This window comes from Modicisalibacter sp. 'Wilcox' (assembly GCF_010993675.1).
GTDB classification, from domain to species: Bacteria; Pseudomonadota; Gammaproteobacteria; order Pseudomonadales; family Halomonadaceae; genus Modicisalibacter; species Modicisalibacter tunisiensis.
On record NZ_WNXF01000017.1, the window covers coordinates 62,871 to 84,170 of the forward strand.

General features: G+C 70.5%; 18 protein-coding genes. 9 read left to right on the plus strand and 9 right to left on the minus strand.

The genetic code is table 11. The annotated features are described in order from the left end of the window. The first annotated feature begins 13 nt into the window (after positions 1 to 13). The 4 genes from tal (G7A98_RS14595) to tal (G7A98_RS14610) all read left to right on the plus strand — a co-directional run bounded on the left by tal (G7A98_RS14595) (position 14) and on the right by tal (G7A98_RS14610) (position 5,082). On the plus strand, positions 14 to 967 hold the full coding sequence (tal, locus tag G7A98_RS14595; protein WP_163650408.1) for a transaldolase: 954 nt from the start codon (positions 14 to 16) through the stop codon (positions 965 to 967). A gap of 128 nt (positions 968 to 1,095) precedes the next feature. Continuing rightward, positions 1,096 to 2,568, plus strand: a complete 1,473-nt coding sequence (locus tag G7A98_RS14600; RefSeq protein WP_163650409.1) for a mannitol dehydrogenase family protein — start codon at positions 1,096 to 1,098, stop codon at positions 2,566 to 2,568. 22 nt (positions 2,569 to 2,590) lie between these two features. Continuing rightward, complete coding sequence (gene xylB / locus G7A98_RS14605) at positions 2,591 to 4,087, plus strand: xylulokinase (protein ID WP_163650410.1); 1,497 nt, start codon at positions 2,591 to 2,593, stop codon at positions 4,085 to 4,087. Between the two features lie 41 nt (positions 4,088 to 4,128). Then, the gene (gene tal / locus G7A98_RS14610; RefSeq protein WP_163650411.1) at positions 4,129 to 5,082 is read left to right on the plus strand and encodes a transaldolase; all 954 of its coding nucleotides are present in this window, start codon (positions 4,129 to 4,131) and stop codon (positions 5,080 to 5,082) included. A 42-nt stretch (positions 5,083 to 5,124) separates the two neighbouring features. Here the strand turns inward: tal (G7A98_RS14610) and G7A98_RS14615 are convergent, their stop codons facing one another. From G7A98_RS14615 to G7A98_RS14640, 6 genes are all read right to left on the minus strand, one after another. Next, the gene (locus G7A98_RS14615) at positions 5,125 to 6,117 is read right to left on the minus strand and encodes an LLM class flavin-dependent oxidoreductase (protein WP_163650412.1); all 993 of its coding nucleotides are present in this window, start codon (positions 6,115 to 6,117) and stop codon (positions 5,125 to 5,127) included. Between the two features lie 196 nt (positions 6,118 to 6,313). Next, positions 6,314 to 6,979, minus strand: a complete 666-nt coding sequence (locus G7A98_RS14620) for a hypothetical protein (RefSeq protein WP_205596285.1) — start codon at positions 6,977 to 6,979, stop codon at positions 6,314 to 6,316. Between the two features lie 27 nt (positions 6,980 to 7,006). Beyond that, positions 7,007 to 7,792, minus strand: coding sequence for an SDR family oxidoreductase (locus G7A98_RS14625; RefSeq protein ID WP_163650413.1), 786 nt, complete (start codon positions 7,790 to 7,792; stop codon positions 7,007 to 7,009). Further along, positions 7,779 to 8,462: an iron-containing redox enzyme family protein gene (locus tag G7A98_RS14630; protein ID WP_163650414.1), complete on the minus strand. Its 684-nt coding sequence runs from the start codon at positions 8,460 to 8,462 to the stop codon at positions 7,779 to 7,781. Before G7A98_RS14630 ends, G7A98_RS14625 begins: the two co-directional genes overlap by 14 nt. Then, positions 8,459 to 9,955 carry an AMP-binding protein gene (locus G7A98_RS14635; RefSeq protein ID WP_163650415.1) on the minus strand — a complete coding sequence of 499 codons (1,497 nt, stop codon included), beginning with the start codon at positions 9,953 to 9,955 and terminating at the stop codon, positions 8,459 to 8,461. The genes G7A98_RS14630 and G7A98_RS14635 overlap by 4 nt, the downstream gene beginning before the upstream one ends. Continuing rightward, a complete protein-coding gene (locus tag G7A98_RS14640) occupies positions 9,948 to 10,649 on the minus strand; it encodes a thermostable hemolysin (RefSeq protein WP_163650416.1) in 702 nt (233 codons plus the stop codon). Before G7A98_RS14640 ends, G7A98_RS14635 begins: the two co-directional genes overlap by 8 nt. A gap of 261 nt (positions 10,650 to 10,910) precedes the next feature. Between G7A98_RS14640 and G7A98_RS14645 the strand changes: the two genes are divergently transcribed. Both G7A98_RS14645 and G7A98_RS14650 read left to right on the plus strand, forming a co-directional pair. Then, complete coding sequence (locus G7A98_RS14645) at positions 10,911 to 12,545, plus strand: BCCT family transporter (RefSeq protein WP_163650417.1); 1,635 nt, start codon at positions 10,911 to 10,913, stop codon at positions 12,543 to 12,545. A gap of 111 nt (positions 12,546 to 12,656) precedes the next feature. Continuing rightward, positions 12,657 to 12,842, plus strand: coding sequence for a hypothetical protein (locus G7A98_RS14650; RefSeq protein WP_163650418.1), 186 nt, complete (start codon positions 12,657 to 12,659; stop codon positions 12,840 to 12,842). 5 nt (positions 12,843 to 12,847) lie between these two features. Here the strand turns inward: G7A98_RS14650 and G7A98_RS14655 are convergent, their stop codons facing one another. From G7A98_RS14655 to aguA, 3 genes are all read right to left on the minus strand, one after another. Next, complete coding sequence (locus tag G7A98_RS14655) at positions 12,848 to 13,273, minus strand: hypothetical protein (RefSeq protein ID WP_163650419.1); 426 nt, start codon at positions 13,271 to 13,273, stop codon at positions 12,848 to 12,850. Positions 13,274 to 13,385: 112 nt separating this feature from the next. Next, positions 13,386 to 14,888 (minus strand): CoA-acylating methylmalonate-semialdehyde dehydrogenase, encoded by a 1,503-nt coding sequence (locus G7A98_RS14660; RefSeq protein ID WP_163650420.1) that lies wholly within the window; start codon positions 14,886 to 14,888, stop codon positions 13,386 to 13,388. A 120-nt stretch (positions 14,889 to 15,008) separates the two neighbouring features. Next, positions 15,009 to 16,121, minus strand: coding sequence for an agmatine deiminase (gene aguA / locus G7A98_RS14665; protein ID WP_163650421.1), 1,113 nt, complete (start codon positions 16,119 to 16,121; stop codon positions 15,009 to 15,011). 143 nt (positions 16,122 to 16,264) lie between these two features. Here aguA and G7A98_RS14670 point away from each other — a divergent pair, with 143 nt between their 5' ends. The 3 genes from G7A98_RS14670 to G7A98_RS14680 all read left to right on the plus strand — a co-directional run bounded on the left by G7A98_RS14670 (position 16,265) and on the right by G7A98_RS14680 (position 21,056). Continuing rightward, on the plus strand, positions 16,265 to 16,888 hold the full coding sequence (locus G7A98_RS14670; RefSeq protein WP_163650422.1) for a YbhB/YbcL family Raf kinase inhibitor-like protein: 624 nt from the start codon (positions 16,265 to 16,267) through the stop codon (positions 16,886 to 16,888). Between the two features lie 227 nt (positions 16,889 to 17,115). Beyond that, positions 17,116 to 18,765, plus strand: a complete 1,650-nt coding sequence (locus tag G7A98_RS14675) for a VRR-NUC domain-containing protein (protein ID WP_163650423.1) — start codon at positions 17,116 to 17,118, stop codon at positions 18,763 to 18,765. Continuing rightward, a complete protein-coding gene (locus G7A98_RS14680; protein ID WP_163650424.1) occupies positions 18,762 to 21,056 on the plus strand; it encodes an ATP-dependent DNA helicase in 2,295 nt (764 codons plus the stop codon). Before G7A98_RS14675 ends, G7A98_RS14680 begins: the two co-directional genes overlap by 4 nt. Positions 21,057 to 21,300 lie beyond the last annotated feature (244 nt).

The window sequence follows — 21,300 nt, forward strand, 5'->3', positions numbered from 1 at the left end:
GGAGGAACCTCCCGTGACCACGCGACTCGATAGTCTGAAGACGCTTTCCCTGGTGGTCGCCGACACCGGCGACCTGGAGGCCATCAAGCGCTACCGGCCCCATGACGCCACCACCAATCCCTCGTTGCTGCTCAAGGCCTTCGACCTGCCGGGCTATCAGGCACTGATCGACGAGGAGCTGGCCGCCCTGCGGGCCGAGTTTCAGGATCGCCAGGCGAGGGTGGAGCACGCCGTCGATCGCCTTGCCGTGGCCAAGGGGGCCGAGATCGCCCGGCACATCCCCGGGCGGATCTCCACCGAGGTGGCCGCACGCCTCTCCTTCGACGAGGAGGCCAGCGTGCGCAAGGCCCTTGAGCTGATCGAGCTCTACGAGCGGCGCGGCGTGGATCCTGATCGCGTGCTGATCAAGCTGGCCTCCACCTGGGAAGGCATCCGCGCCGCCGAGCGCCTCGAGCGCGAGGGCATCCAGTGCAACCTGACCCTGCTGTTCAGCGAGGCCCAGGCCCAGGCCTGTTTCGACGCCGGCGTCTTCCTCGTCTCGCCCTTCGTCGGCCGGGTCACCGACTGGTACAAGAAGGCCACCGGCCGCGACTATGCCCCCGAGGAGGACCCCGGCGTACGCTTCGTGCAGGGCGTGTGCCAGCGGGCCGGGCATGGCGGCTACGACACCGTGGTGATGGGCGCGAGCTTCCGCACCGTCGGCCAGGTGCTGGCGCTGGCGGGCTGCCCGCGACTGACCATTTCGCCGTCCTTGCTCGAAGAGCTGGCGGCGGAGGAAGGCGAGGTCGCTCGGGCGGTGGAGATCCCCGCCGCCGCCGGTAAGCGCCCCGGGCCGCTCACCGAGCCCGCCTTCCGCTGGGGCCACAATCAGGACGCCATGGCCAACGACAAGCTGGCCGAGGGCATCCGCCGGTTCGACGAGGACCAGCGCCGCCTGGAGGCACGCCTCGCCGAGCGGCTGGGCTGATCGCAGGCCCGCCCCGGGCGCGGCGCCTGGCGCCGGGGGCATCATCACGGGAAGGCAAGGCGATGCTACAGTGTATCGACCGACGGGGCTTGCAGGGGGCGCCAGCCTGAAGGGGCCGGGAGAAGTGAATGGGTGATGCGCTTACGCAGAAGTCGCTGGCCGCCGTCCGGCACCGGGTGGCGGTGCCGGCCTATGATCGTCGCGGACTGCGCCCGGGGATCCTCCATATCGGGCTGGGCAACTTTCACCGTTCGCACATGGCGACCTACCTGGATCGCCTCTTCGCGCAGGGCGAAGCCCATGACTGGGCGATCGTCGGCTCCGGGGTGATGCCGGCGGATGTCCGGATGCGCAGGCGCTTGCGCCAGCAGGACTGGCTCTCCACCGTGGTCGATCTCGGGCCGGGGGCGGTGTCCGCCCGGGTAGTGGGCGCCATGGTCGACTTCGTTCCCGTCGTGTCGACGGCCATCGTCGGGGCGCTGGCCGACCCGCGTGTGCGTATCGTCTCCCTGACCATCACCGAAGGGGGCTACTTTCTCGATGCCGCCACCGGCCGATTCGATGCCAGTCATCCCCGAATCCGGGCCGACGCGGCCGACCCGGCGCGTCCCCGGACCGTCTTCGGCATGATGGTCAAGGCGTTGGCCGAGCGTCGGGCGAAGGGCCTGCCCCCCTTCAGCGTGCTTTCCTGCGACAACCTTCCCGGCAATGGCGACGTGACGCGCCGGTCGGTCGTCGGCCTGGCCGAGCTCATCGACGCTGACCTGGCCGGATGGATCCGGCGGGAGGCGACCTTCCCCAACTCGATGGTCGACTGCATCACGCCCCCCACCACTGCCCGCGAGCGTGAACTGGTCAGCCGGCGTTTCGGCATCGAGGATGCCGCTCCCGTGGTGTGTGAGCCCTTCCGGCAATGGGTGATCGAGGATCGATTCTGTGCCGGTCGTCCGCCGCTGGAGAGGGTGGGCGTCGAGTTCGTCGACGACGTGGCGGCCTACGAGACGATGAAGCTGCGAATCCTCAACGCGGGCCATGCCAGCATCGCCTATGCGTCGGCCCTGCTGGGACACCATCACGTGCATCGCGCCATGGCCGACCCGGACATTCGCGACTGGCTGCTCGCGCTGCAGCAGCGGGAGATCATGCCCGCCCTGGAGGAAATCGAGGGTGTCGCCTACCCGGCGTACCTGGCGCGGATCGTCGAGCGCTTCGGCAACGCCGAGATTGGCGATACCGTGTCGCGGCTGTGTGCCAACGGTTCGACGCGGCAGCCGAAGTTCATCCTGCCCGCGATCAGAGATGCGCTGGGCCGTGGTTTCCCCGTCGGCGGGCTGGCGCTCGAGCTGGCACTCTGGTGTTGTTATTGCCGGGTGGCCGGCGGGTCGACAGGGGTAGCGGCGCTCTCCGACCCCCTGTCGGCACGCCTGATGGCGGGGGCACGGGAATCCGTTCGCGAGCCTCGCGCCTTTCTGGCGATCCGCGAGGTTTTCAACGATCTGGCCGAGTCGCGGCCATTCCTGGGCGCTTTTGCCAAGTGGCTCGATATCATCGACGCCCAGGGCGTTCGTGCCGCCATCAGGCGCTATGTTGCTGAAGAATGAGCAAAACCGTGGGAGAGTAGGCATGTATGTTGGCGTGGATTGCGGTACCCAGAGCACCAAGGTGGTGATCGTCGACGTCGAGCGAGGCACCATCGTCGGCGAGGGCAGCCGGGCCCATCGGCTGATCGAGGGCGAGGGCGGGCGTCGCGAGCAGGCCGTCGACGACTGGCTCGACGCGTTGCGTGGTGCCTTCGCCGAGGCCGTCGCCGCGGCGGGCATCGACGCCCGCTTGATCCGCGCCATCGGCGTCTCCGGCCAGCAGCACGGCATGGTCGCGCTGGACGCCGAGGGCGAGCCGGTGTACCCGGCCAAGCTGTGGTGCGACACCGAGACGGCGCTGCACAACGAGGCGCTGATCGAGGCGCTGGGCGGGCCCCGGGGCTGCCTCGACACGCTGGGCCTGCTGCTGCAGACCGGCTATACCGCCTCCAAGGTGGCCTGGCTGCGCGAGCGGCATCCCGAGGCCTATCGGCGCATCGACACGTTGCTGCTACCCCACGACTACCTCAACTTCTGGCTCACCGGCGAACGGGTCACCGAGTGCGGCGATGCCTCGGGTACCGGCTACTTCGACACCCGGGCGCGTCGCTGGCACCCTGAGGTGTTCGCGGCCATCGCGCCGGAACTCGACCCCGGGCATGTGCTGCCGCGGCTGATCGAGTCCCACGAGGCGGTGGGCCGGGTGCGCTCCTCGGTGGCCCGGGAGCTGGGGCTCGCCGACGACGTGCTGGTCGCCAGCGGCGGTGGCGACAACATGATGGCGGCGATCGGCACCGGCAACATCGCCCCCGGGCTGGTGACGCTGAGCCTGGGCACCTCCGGGACGGTGTGCGCCTTTGCCGAGGCCCCGGTGATCGACGACGCGGGCCTGGTCGCCAACTTCTGTGCCAGCAGCGGCGGCTGGCTGCCGCTGGTGTGCACCATGAACGTGACCTCGGCGACCACCCGGGTGCGCGAGCTGTTCGGCCTCGACGTCGCCGCCTTCGGCGAACGGGTGGCGTCGGCGCCGGTGGGCGCCGATGGGGTCATGGTGCTGCCGTTCTTCAACGGCGAGCGGGTGCCCGCCCTGCCGCACGCCACCGCCAGCTTCCTGGGGCTGACCAGCCTCAACACCACCGCCGCCAACCTGTGCCGGGCGGTGGTGGAAGGCGCCACCTTCGGCATGCGCTACGGGCTCGAGCTGCTCGGGCCGCTGGCCGCGGAAGCCAGCCAGGTCCGCCTGGTCGGCGGCGGCGCGCGAAGCGCGGTATGGCGACAGATCGTCGCCGATGTGCTGGGCGTGGAGGTAGTCTGCCCGACGCTCACCGAGGCCGCGGCGCTGGGCGCGGCGATCCAGGCCGCCTGGTGCGAGTCCGCCGCGCGCGGTTCGGGCGAGTCGCTGGCCGCGCTCTGCGAGCGGCTGGTGAGCCTCGACGCGCAGACGCGAACGCGTCCCCAGCCCGAGGCCAGGGCGCGGTATGATGAACTCTATCACCGCTACCGGCAGGCGCTGCAGAGGCACCATGCCGTGGCGCCGTGATCGCGGATGCATTCATTGAACGACAGTCAGGACGACAAGCCATGAACCAACTCGACGCGCTGAAACGCCTCTCCCTGGTGGTTGCCGATACCGGTGATCTGGAGGCCATCCGCCGTTATCAACCCCACGATGCCACCACCAACCCGTCGCTGATCCTCAAGGCCTTCGACCTGCCCGGCCATCAGGCGCTGATCGACGAGACCCTGGCGCGGGTGAAACAGGACGTCGCCGATGCCGAGTCGCGCATCGAGCAGGCCGTGGACCGGCTGTCGGTGGCGATCGGCAGCGAGATTGCCGGGATCGTGCCCGGTCGCGTCTCCACCGAGGTGCCGGCGCGACTGTCCTTCGATCGCGAGGCGAGCATTGCCAAGGCGCACCAGCTGATCGAGCTCTACGAACGCCACGGCGTGGGCCGCGAGCGCATCCTGATCAAGCTGGCCTCGACCTGGGAGGGCATCCGCGCCGCGGAGGTGCTCGAGAAGGAAGGCATCCAGTGCAACCTGACCCTGCTGTTCAGCGAGGCCCAGGCGCAGGCCTGCTTCGACGCCGGCGTGTACCTGATCTCGCCGTTCGTCGGCCGGGTCACCGACTGGTACAAGAAGGAGACCGGCGAGGACTACACGCCGGAGACTGACCCCGGGGTGCGCTTCGTGCGCGGCGTGTGCGACGTGGCCAGCCGCTACGGCTATGCCACCGTGGTGATGGGGGCGAGCTTCCGCAACACGGGGCAGGTGCTGGCGCTGGCCGGCTGCAACCGCCTGACCATCTCGCCGGCGCTGCTCGAGGAACTGGCCTCGAGCGAGGGCGAGGTCGAGCGCAAGGTCAGCGACATCGGCGACACGACCGAGCGCCTGACGCCGCTTACCGAGGCCCAGTTCCGCTGGGGTCACAACCAGGACGCCATGGCCAACGACAAGCTGGCCGAGGGCATCCGCCGCTTCGCCGACGACCAGCGCAAGCTCGAGGGCCTGATCGCCGAGCGTCTCGAGGGCTGAATGATGGCATCGCCGGCCCCGCCAGGGCCGGCGCTTTGCGGGTTACCGACGCAGCTCGCCGACGATCTCGAAGGAGCGTTGCCGATCCTCGGGGTCGTAGACATCGGTGACCAGCATCAGCTCATCGGCCTGCGTCTGCTCCAGAATCGTGTCCAGCCCCTGGCGGACGGTCTCCGGGCCGCCCACCACGGCGGCGCCCAGGTTCTGCATTACCGCGGCCCGCTCGCGGGGCGTCCAGTCGAGACTCTCCACCGGCGGGGCCGAGCGCAGGCTGCGCCCGCGAATCAGGTTGAGGAACTTCTGCTGGGCCGTGGTTGCGAGATACGCGGCGTGGGCGTCGTTGTCGGCGGCGATCAGCGGCAGGCCGACCATGGCGTAGGGCGCGTCGAGCACCGCCGAGGGCTGGAACTGGCTGCGATACAGCTGCAGCGCCTCGAGCAGGTAGCCGGGGGCGAAGTGCGAGGCGAAGGCGAAGGGCAGGCCCAGCCGGGCGGCCAGCTGGGCGCTGAAGCCGCTCGAACCGAGCAGCCAGAGGGGCACGTGGGTGCCCTGGCCGGGGACCGCCCGGATGCGCTGATTCGGGGCCGGGTCGTCGAGGTAGCCACGCAGCTCCTCGAGGCGGTCGGGGAAGTCGTTGACGCCGGCGTAGGGGTCGCGGCGCAGCGCCGCCATGGTCGCGCCGTCGGAGCCCGGGGCGCGGCCCAGGCCCAGGTCAATGCGTCCGGGGTAGAGGGTCTCGAGGGTGCCGAACTGCTCGGCGATCACCAGCGGCGGGTGATTGGGCAGCATGATGCCGCCGGCACCGACGCGAATCCGCGAGGTGGCACCGGCGATGTGGCCGATCAGCACGCTGGTCGCGGCACTGGCGATGCCGTCCATGTTGTGATGCTCGGCCAGCCAGTAGCGAGTGAAGCCCAGCGCCTCGACCTGGCGGGCCAGGTCAACACTGGCGGCGAAGGTCTCGGCGATGCTGGCATTCTGGCGGATCGGCGCCAGGTCGAGCACGGACAGCGGGGTGGAAGCGAGTCGGGACATGCGGAACCTCGGTGGAGCGATCGGGTGAGTCGTTAGTCGGCTCAATATTGCTCCACTCTGGGGGCGCGGGGCCGGCAACACAAGCCCCGGCCTCGCCGCCCAAGGCAATCGCCATTGGCTTTGACGAGGCCTGCCGCCGGCTCAGCCCGGTCATGTTTCAGCTATCTGCAATAGTCCTGCCTCGCCGCAGGAGAGGTCAGTCCAGCTTGCCGAGCAGTTCGTGGATCTGCTGGCGCCGCCCCTGGTCGGCCACCTCGCGGCCCGGGCGCGGCGCGGCCTTCAGGGCCTTTTCCAGGGCCTGGCGGGCCTCGGCGTCGTGGCCCTGGTCATGCAGGTAGTCGCCCCAGAAGTAGAGCGGATCGATGCCGTCGGGGTTGAGTGACAGCCCCTTCTGCAGCATCGCCCGGGCCTTGTCGTCGTCGCCGAAGCCGATCGGCCAGCCGGGCACCTGGTAGTAGAGGGCGCCGAGGCTGGTGTAGGCCGAGCCGTCGAGCGCCGTGCCGTCCAGCGACAGGGCCTTCTCCAGGTCCTTCCGGGCCTCCTTGACCAGCGACAGCGCGCCCAGCCCGCCCTTGGCACCGGCCTCGCTACTGCGGATGATCCCGGCCCAGACGTACAGCTCGGCGGCGCCGGGGTGCTCGTCGATCAGCGTCTCGGCGCGCCGGTAGAGCTGGTCGAAGCCGTCGACGCGCTTGCCCTCCGGTGTGCGGTACTGGATCCGCGCCCAGCGGCTCTGCAGCTCGTGGACGCCGCCGGCGACGGCGTCGCTCATCGCCCAGGCGCCGGGCGAGAGGGTCAGGGCCAGGCCGGCGATCGCCGCAAGGCGGCGACCATGACGGAAGAAGCGGGAGGTGGCTGACATGATCGGTCTCCGGGATTCTCGCCGCGCTCAGGAGCGGCCGGCGAAGCGTTGGATGGTGGCCAGCTGACGCCGCAGGGCGCGGTCGACCACGCCGGGCAGCAGGGCGTTGAGACGCACGAACAGGCGCTCGGGCCGGCCCAGGTGGCGCTCGGGGATGCCGCGTTCGACGCTGTCGAGCACGGCGCGGGCGACGCTTTCCGGGGCGTCCATGGCATTGCCGAGTTCGGCGTTCAGGGCCTCCACCGCGGTATCGTTCATTGCCGTGCGCGTGGCGCGCGGGGCGATGTAGTGCACGCGGATCGCGGTATCGGCCAGCTCGCGGCGCAGGGCCTGCGAGAAGCCGCGCAATGCGGCCTTGCTGGCGCAGTACCCGGCGTACCCCGGGTAGCCGATGGCACCGAAGGTCGAGCCGATGTTGACGATCCAGGCGTCGTCGGCGGTCTCGAGCAGCGGTAGCAGCGCCCGCGTGAGTTGCAGCGTGGCGGTGACGTTGAGGTGGATCAGCGTGTCGAGACTTTCCGCCGGTTGCTGGGCGAACAGACCGAAGTGATTGACGCCGGCGGCGTTGATCAGTGTGTCGATGCCCTGCTCGCGGGCGAACTCGACCAGCGCCTGGCGCTCCTCGGCGCGGCCCAGGTCGGCGGCGAACCAGTCACTGCGTTCCGGCGCCTGGGCGGCCATGGCCTCGAGCACGCCGGTGTTGCGGCCGACCAGCAGCAGGTAGGCGCCGGCGTCGCGCAGGGTCTCGGCCAGGGCGCGGCCGATGCCGCCGGAGGCACCGGTGAGCAGGATGCGACGTTCAGACCAGTGCATGCGCGAGCTCCTCGGTGGCGTCGGCGGGGTGGTCGAGGCCGCGGAACATGGCACCGTAGAGGCGGTAGACCATGCGTGCGGTGTCGATCACGGCAGCCAGGTCGGTGGCATCGAGTCGGTCGATCAGCCCCTGGAAGAAGGCCAGGTGGCCGACGTCGAGCTCGCCGTGGGAGGCCAGGTAGCGAAAGGCTTCCGGCGGCAGGCCGAGCCCCTCGCGGATCGCCCCGGCGGCCCGGGTGGCCAGCGCGGTGCTGGTGCCCTCGAGCACGAAGACCATGCCGAAGAAGCCCACCGGATTGTCATGGGTGATCACGTCGCGCACATGGCGGACCATCAGCTCGGTGGCCGGGGCGGGGCGGCCGGCTGCGGCCTGTTGCGGGTCGCCGCCGGCGGCGCGGATGTCGTCGAGAATCCACTGCTGGTGGCCATGCTCCTCCGCGATGTATTCGACCAGCGCCTCGCGCAGCCACTCGTGGTGGGCGGGCAGCCGGGCGCCGCAGGCCATCATCAGCGGCACCGTATGGCTGACGTGGTGATAGGCCTGGGCGAGGAAGGCCAGGTAGGTGGCGCGGTCGATGCGCCCGTCGAGGGCGCGCTGGATGACCGGCGTGGCGAGCAGCCAGTCGCGTTCGGGCTGGGTCGCCTGCTCGAGTTCCTGATAGGCGCTCATGGTGTGTTCTCCGATTCGGTCGATCGTTCGGTCGGCAGCGGGGCCGCCTGGGCCTCGAGTGGGGCGTCGAGCCAGTCGCGATAGCGTGCGGCCAGCGCCTCGCGCCGCAGCCGCCCATTGGCGGTGCAAAGGCCCTCGGCCGGGGTAAAGGGGGCGCTGCGCCGCCAGTGGGTGATGCGGGCGTAGTCCGGCAGGCGCGCGTTGGCGGCGGCGACGGCGGCCGCGAGCCGGGCCTCGTCGATGCCGCCGTGGGCCGGCACCAGCAGGGCGCGGTTGGCGGGCAGCGCCTCGCCATGCACCCAGGCCTGGGCGATCGCCGGCTCGGCAGTGAGTTCGGCCTCGACCCAGGCCGGGTCGACGTTGCGGCCGTAGGCGGTGATGAACAGCTGCTTGCGTCGCCCTTCGAGGATCAGGCGGCCGGCCTCGCGGCGGCCCAGGTCGCCGGTGGGCCAGGCCGTCGGCATCGGCGATTCGTCGCCCAGGTAGCCGAGCATCAGGTTGCCGGCGACCTGGATCTCGCCATCCTCGGCGAGGGTGACGCGGACATGGGGCAGGGGGCGGCCCACGCTGCCGGGCCGGTCGTCGCCGGGGCGGTTGACGCTGACCACCGAGGCGCATTCGGAGAGCCCGTAGCCCTCGAAGACCGGCCAGCCGATGCCGCGCGCGCGTTCCAGCAGGTGCGGCGAGACCCGGGCGCCGCCCACGGCGATAAAGCGCCCGGGAAAGCGTGCCGGGCCGCCGGGGTCGGCGAGCAGCGCCTCGAGCAGCTGCGGCACCAGGATCAGGCTGTGCGGCCGGTGGTGCTCGAGCTGGCGCCGCGCGGCCGTCACGTCGAAACCGCTGGCGCCCTGCCAGCCGAGCGTGGCCAGCCCCGGCAGCACGCTGGTCGCCCCCATCCACAGCGGGGCGTAGAGCCCGCCGACGTTTTCCAGCAGGGTGGCCAGTGGCAGCAGGGCCAGATGGCGCTGCACGCGGCACTCGGTGGCGATCGCGGCGAGGCTCTCGGCGACCCGCAGCGGGGCCTCGGCGTCCAGGCACACGCCCCTGGGCGTGCCGCTGGTGCCCGAGGTGAAGGTGATCTTGGTGGTGTCGGCGGGCAGGGCGGGAGGCGTGTCGACCCGGCGCCGGGCCAGCGCCGGGTCGGGGCCGGGAGTGAAGCCCAGCGCCTCGCCGAGTTCGGGCGGGCCGATCAGGGAGTCGAGCCCGGCCTGCCCGGTGACATGGGTGAGCTGGGCGGGCGAGAAGAAGCCCGGCAGGGGCACGTTGACCCGGCCGGTGACCAGCAGCGCCAGATCCCACAGCGCCCAGTCAATGCCGTTGTCCAGGGCCAGGCCGACACGCCCGGCATCGACGGCCTGCAGGCGCGTGACGCGGGTGTTGATCTCGGCGACCAGCGCGGCGTAGCTCAGCCGTCGACGGGCGTCCTCGAGCGCGATGGCCGCCGGGCGGGTGCGGGCCAGGTGCGTGAGGTGGCGGTGGAAGCGCTCAGACATGGGCACACTCCGGCAACGCGGTGTCGTCATGGCCGTGTGGAGGCGGCGCTTGCCGGAGTGACGAGGGTCGGGCGGCCAGGGAGGCGGTGACGTCGGCACGAGGCGCCTGCAGGTGTCGCCAGGCGCGGGTCATGTCGCCGCCCATCACCAGCGGTGCATGGGTGTAGTAGCGTCCCCAATCCTGGCCGGCGTCGCCGAGTCGGCCCGGGTGGGCCTCGGCCAGCGGCCAGGCCTCCAGGCCCAGCCGCCGGAAGGCGTTGCGGACCTGGCGGGTGGCGGTGAACACCAGCCACTGCATGCCTTCGGCGACCAGGGTCTCGATCAGCCGGATGATCAGGGGCCGCAGCAGCCCGCGGCGCCGGGCGGCCAGGTTGCCGACCTCGACCAGCCGCGAGCGGTCGACGGGGGTGGCCAGCACCTCGGCCAGCCGTCGTTCGACGGGCATGTCCAGGTAGTGCTCGAGAAACAGCGGATGATCGCCGGCGCGACTCACGCCCAGGGCGGCCTGCAGCACACCGTCCTGCCACAGCCCGAACAGGCGCGGCTGGAAGTGCTGCAGCCGGGCCCCGTGCTCCCGGGCATAGCCATCGGCGATGAAGGCCTGCAGCGTGGGGCGTTCGGCGTCGCTGGCCTCGCGCCAGACCCGCGTCGATGGGCGTGGCAGCGGTGCGGCCGGGCGCTTGGAGTCGTGCATGGCATCATCCTCGGGAAGGAAGCTCGGAGATAGCCTGATGGCCGCGCCTTAACGGTTTCTTAATGGCGGCGAACAGAACGATACGGTTGCAGGGTGGCGCGCCTCGGCGATCTGAACGACCTTGGTGGTGACAGGTCGGGACGCCGCCGGTAGTGTCGGGGCCCGCCTGCCCGTGGGGCGCGACGGATGCGCGGAAACCACGGCAGTCAGTGGGTGATCGCTGCGGCGATTGACTGCGAATTCTCAGGATGAGGAGACGTCATGGCCAATCTGGGTCGGCAGCGCGTATTTCTCGCGTCTGCCCTTATCATCATGGTGCTGGTCGGCACGGGAGCGGCCTTCCCCGACCGGTTCGGCGCCGCCGCCAACACGGCGCTCGATGCCATCGGCCGCTATTTCGGCTGGTTCTATCTGTTCTCGGTGTTCGGCTTCGTGATCTTCCTGATCGCGCTGGCGCTGAGCAAGTACGGCAAGATTCGCCTGGGGCCCCAGGATTCCAAGCCCTCGTACAGCTTCTTCTCCTGGGTGGCCATGCTGCTGGCCGCCGGCTTCGGGGTGGGGCTGGTGTTCTACGGCATGGCCGAGCCGATGACGCACTTCCTGCACCCGCCGTTCGGCGATCGCGAGCCGGAAACCGCCCAGGCGGCGCGCTACGCCATCCAGTACAGCTTCTTCGACTGGGGTATCCACCAGTGGGCGGCGTTCTCGATCGTCGGGCTGATCATCGCCTACTTCCAGTTCCGCAAGGGGCAGGCCGGGCTGGTGTCGTCGGTGCTGTCGTCGGTGACCGCCAAGCGACCCGGGCTGCGCAAGCTGGGGCCGGCGCTGGATGTCTTCGCGGTGGTGGCGACGATCATGGGGGTGGCCACCTCGATCGGCCTGGCCGTGCTGCAGATCAACGGCGGCCTGAAGTCGGTGTTCGGCGTCGAGGAGAGCGCCTTCTGGAAGTTCAGCATCATGGGCGCGATGTTCGTCTGCTACATGGCCTCGGCCTGGGGCGGGCTCGACAAGGGCATCAAGCGGCTCTCCAACATCAACCTGGTGCTGTGCTTCTCGCTGATGCTCTATGTGCTGGCCACCGGGCCGACGCTGGCGATCCTCAAGACCATCACCCTGGGCATAGGCGACTACCTGCAGCATTTCATCGGCATGAGTCTGCGCACCTCGCCCTTCGAGGAAAGTGGATGGGCCCGTAACTGGACGGTCTTCTACTGGGCCTGGGTGATCGCCTGGTCGCCGTTCGTGGGCACCTTCGTGGCGCGCATCTCGCGGGGGCGCACCATCAAGGAGTACGTGTTCGGCGTGCTGGTGATGCCGCCGCTGCTGGCCTGCCTGTGGATCGGCGTGTTCGGCGGCGCGGCGCTCAACATGGAGCTGACCGGGGACGTGGGCCTGGCCGCCGCCACCGACGACAACATCACCTCGGCGCTGTTCCAGATGTTCGAGCTGATGCCGTTCACCCCGGTGCTGTCGATCGTCGCGCTGCTGCTGATCTTCATCTTCCTGGTGACCTCCGCCGACTCGGCGACCTACATCGTCGCCCAGATGACCGACGGCGGCTCGATCAACCCGCCGCTCTACAAGCGCATCAGCTGGGGGCTGCTGATCGCCGCGATCTGCCTGACGCTGCTGATCGCCGGCGGCCTGAAGGGGCTGCAGTCGGCCTCGGTGCTCTCGGCGCTGCCGTTCACCTTCATCCTCTACGGCATGGTGTTCGTGCTGCTCAAGGAGCTGCGCGGCGACCGCAAGGCGATGCTCACCGCCCTCTATCGTCGTCACGGCGAGACGCCGGTGGGGGCGGACGTCTTCGAGGCAGACGAGCTCGCCGAGGCCGATCGCTACCGGCGCGCGCCGGAGGTGGTCAATCGCCGCATCAATCCCCGCGAGGGCTTCTGAGCCTGCCGTGCCCGGCCCGGTGCCGGGCACGGCCTCGCCGCATTCGGCACTGGTGAAGCGGTCGGCGGATGCTTATGGTGAGGCGATGACCCCGAGCAACGAAGCCTTCCCATGCCCCAGGCCGGACGCACTCCCCGTCATGCCCGTCGCGGCGCCACCCGGCGGCGTCAACCGCGCCGCCCGGCGCTCGGCCGCCGGCTCGGCAACGGCGATCGGTGGCTCGATATCCTGGTGACGATCAGCGTCGTCACGGCGTTGATCGTCGGCGCCGTCGCCCTGGGCATGGCGCTGCTGTAAGGCGCTCAGGGTCGCGGCGCCCCCTGACGGGCGATGATGCTTCGGATGAAGATCCACATGCCCAGCCCCCAGGCGCCATTGACGATAGCGCCGATCGGCAGGACCGCCGGGACCAGGCCGCGACCCTTGAGCGGGAACACCACCAGCAGGGCGACCAGGGTCAGCACGATGGCGCCGAACAGCCCGCTCTTCCACCACAGGCCGTGTTCGACGCGCCAGCGGGCGAACAGGCCGAGCATGACCACGCCCCAGACGCCGCCCCAGAAGCTTGCCGACAGCCACTGCGGCACGCCCAGTGGCGCCACCGGCGACGTGCCGTAGGGCGCGAAGGGGATCACACCGTAGGCGTGCAGCAGGCCCACCGCGGGCTGATGGAAGCAGAGCACGGCGAGAAAGCCGGCGACGAAGGCGAGCAGGATGAAGCGAGACATGGCGGGCTCCCGGGGATGAGTGCCCCTGCCAGTATGGTTCACGATCGGGCGGAATCAGCCCCGATGTTGTGCCGGCGCCTCGGCACCCAGGCCAGACGCCGGCGTCGCCCGCTCAGTGGGTCGGCATGGTGAAGTGGTTGGTCTCCTCACGGATGCCGCTGGGCCAGCGCTGGGTGATGGTCTTCATGCGGGTGTAGAAGCGCACGCCGTCGGGGCCGTGCATGTGCAGCGGGCCGAACAGCGAGCGCTTCCAGCCGCCGAAGCTGTGGAAGGCCATGGGGACCGGGATCGGCACGTTGACGCCGACCATGCCCACCTGGATCCGCTCGCAGTACTGGCGTGCGGCGTCGCCGTCGCGGGTGAAGATCGCCGTACCGTTGCCGTACTCGTGGGCGTTGATCATCGCCACCGCCTCGTCGAAGCTCGCCGCCCGGGCGATCGCCAGTACCGGGCCGAAGATCTCCTCGCGGTGGATGCGCATGCCCGGCTTGACGTGATCGAACAGGGTGCCGCCGATGAAGAAGCCGTTGCCGGCGTTGTCGACCACAGTCTCGCGGCCGTCGATGACCAGTTCGGCGCCTTCGTCCACGCCGGTCTGGATATAGCCGCGGACCTTCTCCAGATGCTCGCGGGTGACCAGCGGCCCCATGTCGTTGTCCGGGCCGTCGACCAGCCCCGGGCCGACGCGGAGGGTGGCGAGCTTCTCGACGAGTTTCCCGCGCAGGCGTTCGGCGGTCTGCTCGCCCACCGGCACGGCCACCGAGATCGCCATGCAGCGCTCGCCGGCACTGCCGTAGGCGGCGCCCATCAGCGCATCCACCGCCTGATCGAGATCGGCGTCGGGCATGATCACCATGTGGTTCTTGGCGCCGCCCAGCGCCTGGACCCGCTTGCCGTGGGCCGAGCCGGTGGCGTAGATGGACTCGGCGATCGGCGTGGAGCCGACGAAGCTCACCGCCTGGACGCGTTCGTCGGTGAGCAGCACGTCGACCGCCTCCTTGTCGCCGTTGATCACGTTGAACACGCCGTCGGGCAGGCCGGCCTCGGTGAGCAGTTCGGCGAGGCGCAGCGGCGTCGACGGGTCCTTCTCGGAGGGCTTCATTACGAAGGTGTTGCCGCAGGCGAGCGCAATGGGGAACATCCACATCGGCACCATCGCCGGAAAGTTGAACGGCGAGATGCCGGCGCACACGCCCAGCGGCTGCATCAGCGAGAAACTGTCGACGCCGCTGCCGACGTTCATCGAATGCTCGCCCTTCTGCAGGTGGGGGATGCCGCAGGCGAACTCGACCACCTCGAGGCCGCGGGTCAGCTCGCCCCTGGCGTCGGAGAACACCTTGCCGTGCTCCTGCGAGATCAGGGTGGCGATCTCGTCGGCATGCTGCTCGACCAGCGCCTTGAACCGAAACAGGACGCGGGCGCGCTTGAGCGGCGAGACCTTCGACCACTCGGCAAACGCCGCGTCGGCGATACGCACGGCCTCGCGGGCCTCGTCGGCGCAAGCCAGGGAAACTTGAGCGCGCTGCTCGCCGGTGGCGGGGTTGTAGACCGGGGCGACGCGTTCGCTGCGTCCGGTGACGATCTTGCCGTTGAGGTAGTGCGGAATCTGGTGCATGGGAAGGTCCTTGGCTCGTCGCGTAGTGTCGGTGGGACTGCCTGTGCGGCCCGGTCGCAGGGCCAGCCGGGCCATCCAGTCTCGCACAGCCGGTGGTCGGCGGGCAGACCGACGAGAGTCTCATGGCCGGCAGGGGCGTGCGGCCGGCTGCTGCTGGGTGATGCAGTGGATGTTGCCGCCGCCGAGCAGGATCTCGCGGGCGTCGATGCCGATCACCCGGCGGCCCGGGAACAGCCGTTCGAGGATCGCCCAGGCCGCGTCGTCGTGGGCCGGGTCGAGCCGGGGCATCACCACCACCGAGTTGCCGATGTAGAAGTTGACGTAGGAGCCGGCCAGGCGGTCGCCGCTCTGGCGCGGCCGTGAGCTCGACAGGCGGTCGACGCCGCCGGCCTCGGCTTCGGCGATGGTCAGCGGGCCGGGCATCGGCAGCCGGTGCACGGTGAGCCGCCGACCGCGGGCGTCGGTGGCGGCCTCGAGGATCGCCAGCGCCTCGCGGGAGATGGCGTGCTGCGGGTCGTGCTCGTCGTCGGTCCAGGTCAGCGCCACCTCGCCGGGGGCGACGAAGCAGCACAGGTTGTCGACGTGGCCGTCGGTCTCGTCCTGATAGCAGCCGCGCGGTAGCCAGATGATCGTCTCGACCCCCAGGTAGGCACGCAACAACCGTTCGATCTCGGCCCGGCCGAGATCCGGGTTGCGGTTGGGGTTGAGCAGGCACTCCTCGGTAGTGATCAGGGTGCCCTCGCCGTCGACGTGAATGGCCCCGCCCTCGACCACCAGCGGGGCGACGAAGCGCTCAATGCCGAGTACGTCGGCGATCTTGCGGCGAATGCGGCGGTCCTTGTCCCAGGGGAAGTAGAGCCCGCCGTGGAGCCCGCCCCAGGCGTTGAACTCCCAGTCGACCATCGCCAGGCGGCCGTCCGCATGGGTGAGAAAGGTCGGCCCTACGTCGCGCATCCAGGCGTCGTTGCTGGAGAGTTCGATCACCCGAATGTGGCTCGGCAGGCGATTGCGAGCGTTCTCGTACTGGTCGTCGTTGACGCCGACGAACACCGTCTCGCTCTCGGCGATGGCCGTGGCCACCTCGACGAATGCGGCCTGGGCCGGCTTGGCGCCGTAGCGCCAGTTGTCGGGGCGCTGCGGCCAGAGCATCCAGCAGGCCTCGTGCGGGGCGAACTCGGCGGGCATGCGAAAGCCCAGCTCGGCGGGAGTAAGAGGAGAAACAGGGTGGTTCATGGTGTCGCGTAGCGCCGCATCGGAAGGACAGGCCTTCAGCCTAGCATTGTTCCGCCGCCGGGCGTCTGGTCGAGCCCCGGTCGTCTGGGCTAGGCTGATATGCGCTTATTCCTGCAACTCTTCCTGCAACCATGGAGGTGGTGATGAAGCTGACCGTTCAGGGTATCGAGGATCAGCAGCCGATTCCCGAGACATTCGCCTTCGGCGTGCCGGGCGACGGCGAGCCGATGACGCTGGGCCCCAACCGCAACCCGGCCCTGCACTGGACCGATATCCCCCAGGGCACCAAAAGCTTCGCGGTGATCGTCTGCGACCCCGACGTGCCCAGCGATGCGTCGGACGCCAACCAGCAGGGCAAGACCATCGCCGCCGACATGCCGCGGGTGGACTTCTACCACTGGGTGCTGGTCAATGTGCCGGCCTCCACGCACGGCATCGAGGAGGGCGCCGCCGCCGACGGGGTGACACCCAAGGGCAAGCAGTCCGGCAGGAGCGCGCTGGGGCTGGAAGGCATCAACACCTTCACCGACTTTCTCGCCGGCGACCCGGACATGGGCGGTACCTACGGCGGCTACGACGGCCCCTGCCCGCCGTGGAACGACGCCCTCGTCCACCGCTATCACTTCACCGTCTATGCGCTGGACGTCGAGTCGCTGGACATGAAATGCACGTTCACCGGCGACGAGGCGCTGGGCGCGATGCAGGGCCATATCCTGGGCCAGGCCACCGTCACCGGCACCTATACCCTGAATCCCGAGCTGCGCTGAGCACGTCCCGGCAGGGCTATGGCTGATGGCTGCCACATGACTCGGGCTGATCCGTCGGCAGGTCTGCGAGGGGGCGCTGTGAACCCCTCCATGGGCGCTACCTACGCCATCCATGGCGTAGGACCCCCTCTTCAACCTGCTCCCGGCGCCCTCGTCAGAGCCAACGGCGATTGCCGCCGGCCCGTGCGCGACGTACCATGGATGCCCATCCAGTTTCCGGGGGCGCCATGGTCCGTCCGACCCTCGACGACCCGCTCTACTACCTGCACAACTTCCGCTTCGTGCTGGACTGGCTCGAGCGGCGCTACGCTGACCTGTTCGACGCCGCCGAGCGTGACTTCCTGAGCCGTTTCCCGAACTTGCCGGTGCCCGCCCAGGCGCTGCTGGCGCGCATGGTGATGCGCAAGGGGCGCCACTTTCGGCCCGCCACCCTCGACTATGCAGAGATCGGCCCGCTCGCGCCGGCCATCGGCCCGTTGCTGGATCAAGGCTGGGTGAGCGCCGATGCTGCCCTGTCGCTGGACGCGCTGTTTGCATTGTTGCCCCGCGCGGACCTGGCCCGGCTGTTCGCCGAACCGCTGGCCGCGGCCGGGTTGCGCCGCGCCCGCAAGGCGCAGTGGCTCGCGGCGCTGGGCGAGCGCTTCGCCGAGCCGCACTCGCCGCGCGACTGGGGGCTGGATGACGGCGCGGTCTACACGCTGACGATCGATGCGCTGTGCGAGCGGCTGCGCCTGATGTTCTTCGGCAACCTGCGCCAGGACTGGTCGACCTTCGTGCTCGCCGAACTGGGCCGGGCACGTTACGAGACGGTGGCCTTCCCGCCGGAGGCGCGGGCCTTCGCCGGCCGGGCCGACGTCGACACCTACCTGCAGCTGCAGCGCTGCCGCGAGCGGCTCGAGGCCGGCGAGGCGGTCGCGACGCTGTGCGCCGAGGTGCCGCCGAGACAGGCTCACCCCTGGCTCGAGGCGCGCCGGGCCAAGCTGCTCTACCGGCTGGGGCGTGAGGCCGAGCGCGGCGGCGAGCTGGCCGAGGCCGAGGCGCTGTATACCGAGTCCACGCACCCCGAGGCGCGCTGCCGGTGGCTGCGGGTGCTCGAGCGCAGCGACCGCCATGAACGGGCGCTGGCGCTGGCCGAGGCGATCGCCGCCGACCCGCGGGGCGACGTCGAGCGCCGCCAGGCCCGACGCATCCAGGCGCGCCTGCATCGGCGGCTGGGGCGGGCGCCGTTGCCTGCGGCGGCGGCCCCGGCGGTCGCGACCCACACACTGGCACTGGCGCCGGGGCCCGGGCGCGTCGAATGGGCGGTGCGCGAGCATCTCGCCACCCCGCAGGCGCCGGTGCACTACGTCGAGAACGGCCTGATCCCCGGCCTGTTCGGCCTGCTGTGCTGGGAGGCGATCTTCGCGCCCCTGCCCGGGGCCTTCTTTCACCCCTTCCAGCGCGGGCCGGCCGATCTCGCCCAGGGCGATTTCTGCACGCGGCGGGCGGCGCTGTTCGAGGCTTGCCTGGCCCGGCTCGATGACGGCACCTATCAGGAAGCCATCCGGCGCCACCATCGCGACAAGGCCGGGCTGCAGTCGCCCTTCGTCGACTGGGCGCTGCTCGACGACACGCTGCTCGAGCGGGCGCTGGCCTGCCTGCCGGCCGCGCACCTGCGGCTGTGCTTCGGGCGGCTGCTTCAGGACCCGGTGGCCCATCGCGCCGGCCTGCCGGACCTGATCCAGTTCTGGCCCGACGAGCGGCGCTACCGGATGCTCGAGGTGAAGGGGCCGGGCGACCGCCTGCAGGACAACCAGCGCCACTGGCTCGAGTTCTTCGCCCGTCACGACCTGCCGGCGGCGGTGTGCCACGTGCGCTGGCGGGACATGGCGTCATGACCCTGTGCGTCGCGGTGCGTACCCTGTGCGCCTTCACCGCGCGCAGCGGCGATCTCGACCGGCGCTTCACCCCGGCGCCCTCGGCCCAGGAGGGCATGGCCGGGCACGCCCTGGTGACCGCCCGGCGCGGCGCCGACTACCAGCGCGAACTGCCGCTGGAGGGTCGCCACGGCGAGCTGGTCGTGCGCGGCCGCGCCGACGGCTTCGATCCCGAGCGGCGACGCCTCGAGGAGATCAAGACCCATCGCGGCGACCTGGCGCTGATGCCCGACAACCAGCGCGCGCTGCACTGGGCGCAGGTCAAGCTCTACGGGGCGCTGCTGTGCCGCGAGCGCGGCCATGCCGAGCTGACGCTGGCGCTGGTCTATCTCGACATCGCCACCCAGCGCGAGACGGCGCTCGAGGTCACGTGCGACGCCGCCGAACTGGAGGCCTTCTTCGTCGAGCACTGCGCGCGTTTCCTGGCCTGGGCGCGGCAGGAGGCGGCGCATCGCGTCGCGCGCGATGCGGCCCTCGAGGCGCTGGGCTTTCCCCACGCCGCCTTTCGCCCCGGCCAGCGCGAACTGGCGGAGGCCGCCTACAAGGCGGCGGCCACCGGGCGGGCGCTGCTGCTGGAGGCGCCGACCGGCATCGGCAAGACGCTGGGCACGCTGTTTCCCGCGCTCAAGGCACTGCCGCGCCGCGAACTCGACCGTGTGTTCTTCCTGACCGCCAAGACCCCGGGGCGGCGGCTGGCGCTGGACGCCCTGGCCACCCTCGCGGGCGATGAGGCACCGGCGTCGGCCCTGCCGCTGCGCGTGCTCGAGCTGGTGGCCCGCGACAAGGCCTGCGAGCATCCCGACAAGGCCTGCCACGGGGAGGCCTGCCCGCTGGCCCGCGGCTTCTACGACCGGCTGCCCGCGGCGCGCGAGGCGGCGGTACACCAGGCCCGGCTCGACCGCGAGAGCGTGCGCGAGATCGCCCTGGCGCATGAGGTCTGCCCCTACTACCTGGCCCAGGAACTGGCACGCTGGTGCGACGTGGTCATCGGCGACTACAACTACTACTTCGACACCCATGCCATGCTGCACGCCCTGGCCCGCGAGCAGGAATGGCGCGTCGCGGTGCTGGTCGACGAGGCCCACAACCTGGTCGAACGCGGGCGCGGCATGTACACCGCCGCGCTCGACCGGGGCGAGCTGCTGGCCCTGAAGCGGCACGCACCGGGCGCGCTGCGTCGCCCGCTGGAGGCGCTCGATCGGCAGTGGCGGGCGCTGCACGCGGAGGATGAGACGGACGCGGGCTACCGGGTGCTCGACGGCCCGCCGACGCAATGGCTGGGCGCCCTGCAGCGACTCGTGCAGGCGATCGCCGACCATCTGTCCCAGGCACCGACGGCCGGCACGCCGATGCCCGACCCGGCGCTGCTGTCCTTCATGCTCGATGCCCTGCAGCTGGTGCGCCTGACCGAGCGCTTCGGCGCGCACTCGCTGTTCGACTGTCACGAGTGGCCGGGGCGGCGCGGCACGCGCCTGTCGCGGCTGTGCTGTCGCAATGTGCTGCCGGCTGCGTTCCTCGCCGAGCGCTTCGCCGCGGCCCATGCCACGGTGCTGTTCTCGGCGACGCTCGGGCCGAGCACCTATTACCGGGATCTGCTCGGGCTGCCCGCCGACACGCCCTGGCAGGCCGTGCCGTCCCCCTTTTCGGCGGCGCAGCTGACGGTGCGGCGCAGCGCGCACATCTCGACCCGCTACGCCGATCGCCCGGCGTCGCTCACCCCCATCGCCACGCTGATGGCCGAGCAGTACCGCGCCCGACCGGGCAACTACCTGGCGTTCTTCAGCAGCCACGCCTATCTCGAGCAGGTGACCGAGCGCTTTCGGCAGCACCACCCCGAGATTCCGGTCTGGTGCCAGCAGCGTCGCATGGACGAGGCGGCCCGCCAGGCGTTTCTCGACCGCTTCGTCGCGGGCGGGCAGGGCATCGGCTTCGCCGTGCTCGGCGGGGCCTTCGCCGAGGGCGTGGACCTGCCCGGCGAGCGACTGATCGGCGCCTTCGTCGCCACGCTGGGCCTGCCGCAGGTCAACCCGGTCACCGAGCAGCTGCGCGAGCGGCTGGCCGCGCTGTTCGGCCGCGGCTACGACTACGCCTACCTGTATCCCGGCGTGCAGAAGGTGGTCCAGGCGGCCGGCCGGGTGATCCGTACCCCGGCGGATCGCGGCGTGGTGCACCTGATCGACGATCGCTTTCGCCGCCGCGAGGTGGAGCGGCTGCTGCCGGCCTGGTGGCGGCTCGACCCCGAGGAGGCATGAGTCGGGACAGAGTGGAGCGCCAAGGCCGACAGCATCCCCGACGACGGATCCGGTGGCAGGTGCATCGCGACTGAAGTCGCTCCCACAAAAGGGCCGGTTCTCCGGTGCAATCGGGCACCACCTTGTGGGAGGGGATTCATCCCCGACGACGGGTCCGGTGGCAGGTGCATCGCGACTGAAGTCGCTTGTATGTTGGAAATGACCCAACACGGGCAGTATGGAGAAGACTTGCCGGGGTGGAGGG

What these genes read in the sequence shown, in the direction of transcription:
- G7A98_RS14680 (WP_163650424.1), top strand. Translation starts at nt 18,762, where the DNA reads ATGACCCTGTGCGTCGCGGTGCGTACCCTGTGCGCCTTCACCGCGCGC.
- G7A98_RS14630 (WP_163650414.1), bottom strand. Translation starts at nt 8,462, where the DNA reads ATGAGCGCCTATCAGGAACTCGAGCAGGCGACCCAGCCCGAACGCGAC.
- G7A98_RS14620 (WP_205596285.1), bottom strand. Translation starts at nt 6,979, where the DNA reads ATGTCAGCCACCTCCCGCTTCTTCCGTCATGGTCGCCGCCTTGCGGCG.
- G7A98_RS14650 (WP_163650418.1), top strand. Translation starts at nt 12,657, where the DNA reads ATGCCCCAGGCCGGACGCACTCCCCGTCATGCCCGTCGCGGCGCCACC.
- G7A98_RS14640 (WP_163650416.1), bottom strand. Translation starts at nt 10,649, where the DNA reads ATGCACGACTCCAAGCGCCCGGCCGCACCGCTGCCACGCCCATCGACG.
- G7A98_RS14600 (WP_163650409.1), top strand. Translation starts at nt 1,096, where the DNA reads ATGGGTGATGCGCTTACGCAGAAGTCGCTGGCCGCCGTCCGGCACCGG.
- G7A98_RS14655 (WP_163650419.1), bottom strand. Translation starts at nt 13,273, where the DNA reads ATGTCTCGCTTCATCCTGCTCGCCTTCGTCGCCGGCTTTCTCGCCGTG.
- G7A98_RS14615 (WP_163650412.1), bottom strand. Translation starts at nt 6,117, where the DNA reads ATGTCCCGACTCGCTTCCACCCCGCTGTCCGTGCTCGACCTGGCGCCG.
- G7A98_RS14645 (WP_163650417.1), top strand. Translation starts at nt 10,911, where the DNA reads ATGGCCAATCTGGGTCGGCAGCGCGTATTTCTCGCGTCTGCCCTTATC.
- xylB (WP_163650410.1), top strand. Translation starts at nt 2,591, where the DNA reads ATGTATGTTGGCGTGGATTGCGGTACCCAGAGCACCAAGGTGGTGATC.
- G7A98_RS14660 (WP_163650420.1), bottom strand. Translation starts at nt 14,888, where the DNA reads ATGCACCAGATTCCGCACTACCTCAACGGCAAGATCGTCACCGGACGC.
- G7A98_RS14635 (WP_163650415.1), bottom strand. Translation starts at nt 9,955, where the DNA reads ATGTCTGAGCGCTTCCACCGCCACCTCACGCACCTGGCCCGCACCCGC.
- G7A98_RS14670 (WP_163650422.1), top strand. Translation starts at nt 16,265, where the DNA reads ATGAAGCTGACCGTTCAGGGTATCGAGGATCAGCAGCCGATTCCCGAG.
- aguA (WP_163650421.1), bottom strand. Translation starts at nt 16,121, where the DNA reads ATGAACCACCCTGTTTCTCCTCTTACTCCCGCCGAGCTGGGCTTTCGC.
- tal (WP_163650411.1), top strand. Translation starts at nt 4,129, where the DNA reads ATGAACCAACTCGACGCGCTGAAACGCCTCTCCCTGGTGGTTGCCGAT.
- G7A98_RS14625 (WP_163650413.1), bottom strand. Translation starts at nt 7,792, where the DNA reads ATGCACTGGTCTGAACGTCGCATCCTGCTCACCGGTGCCTCCGGCGGC.
- G7A98_RS14675 (WP_163650423.1), top strand. Translation starts at nt 17,116, where the DNA reads ATGGTCCGTCCGACCCTCGACGACCCGCTCTACTACCTGCACAACTTC.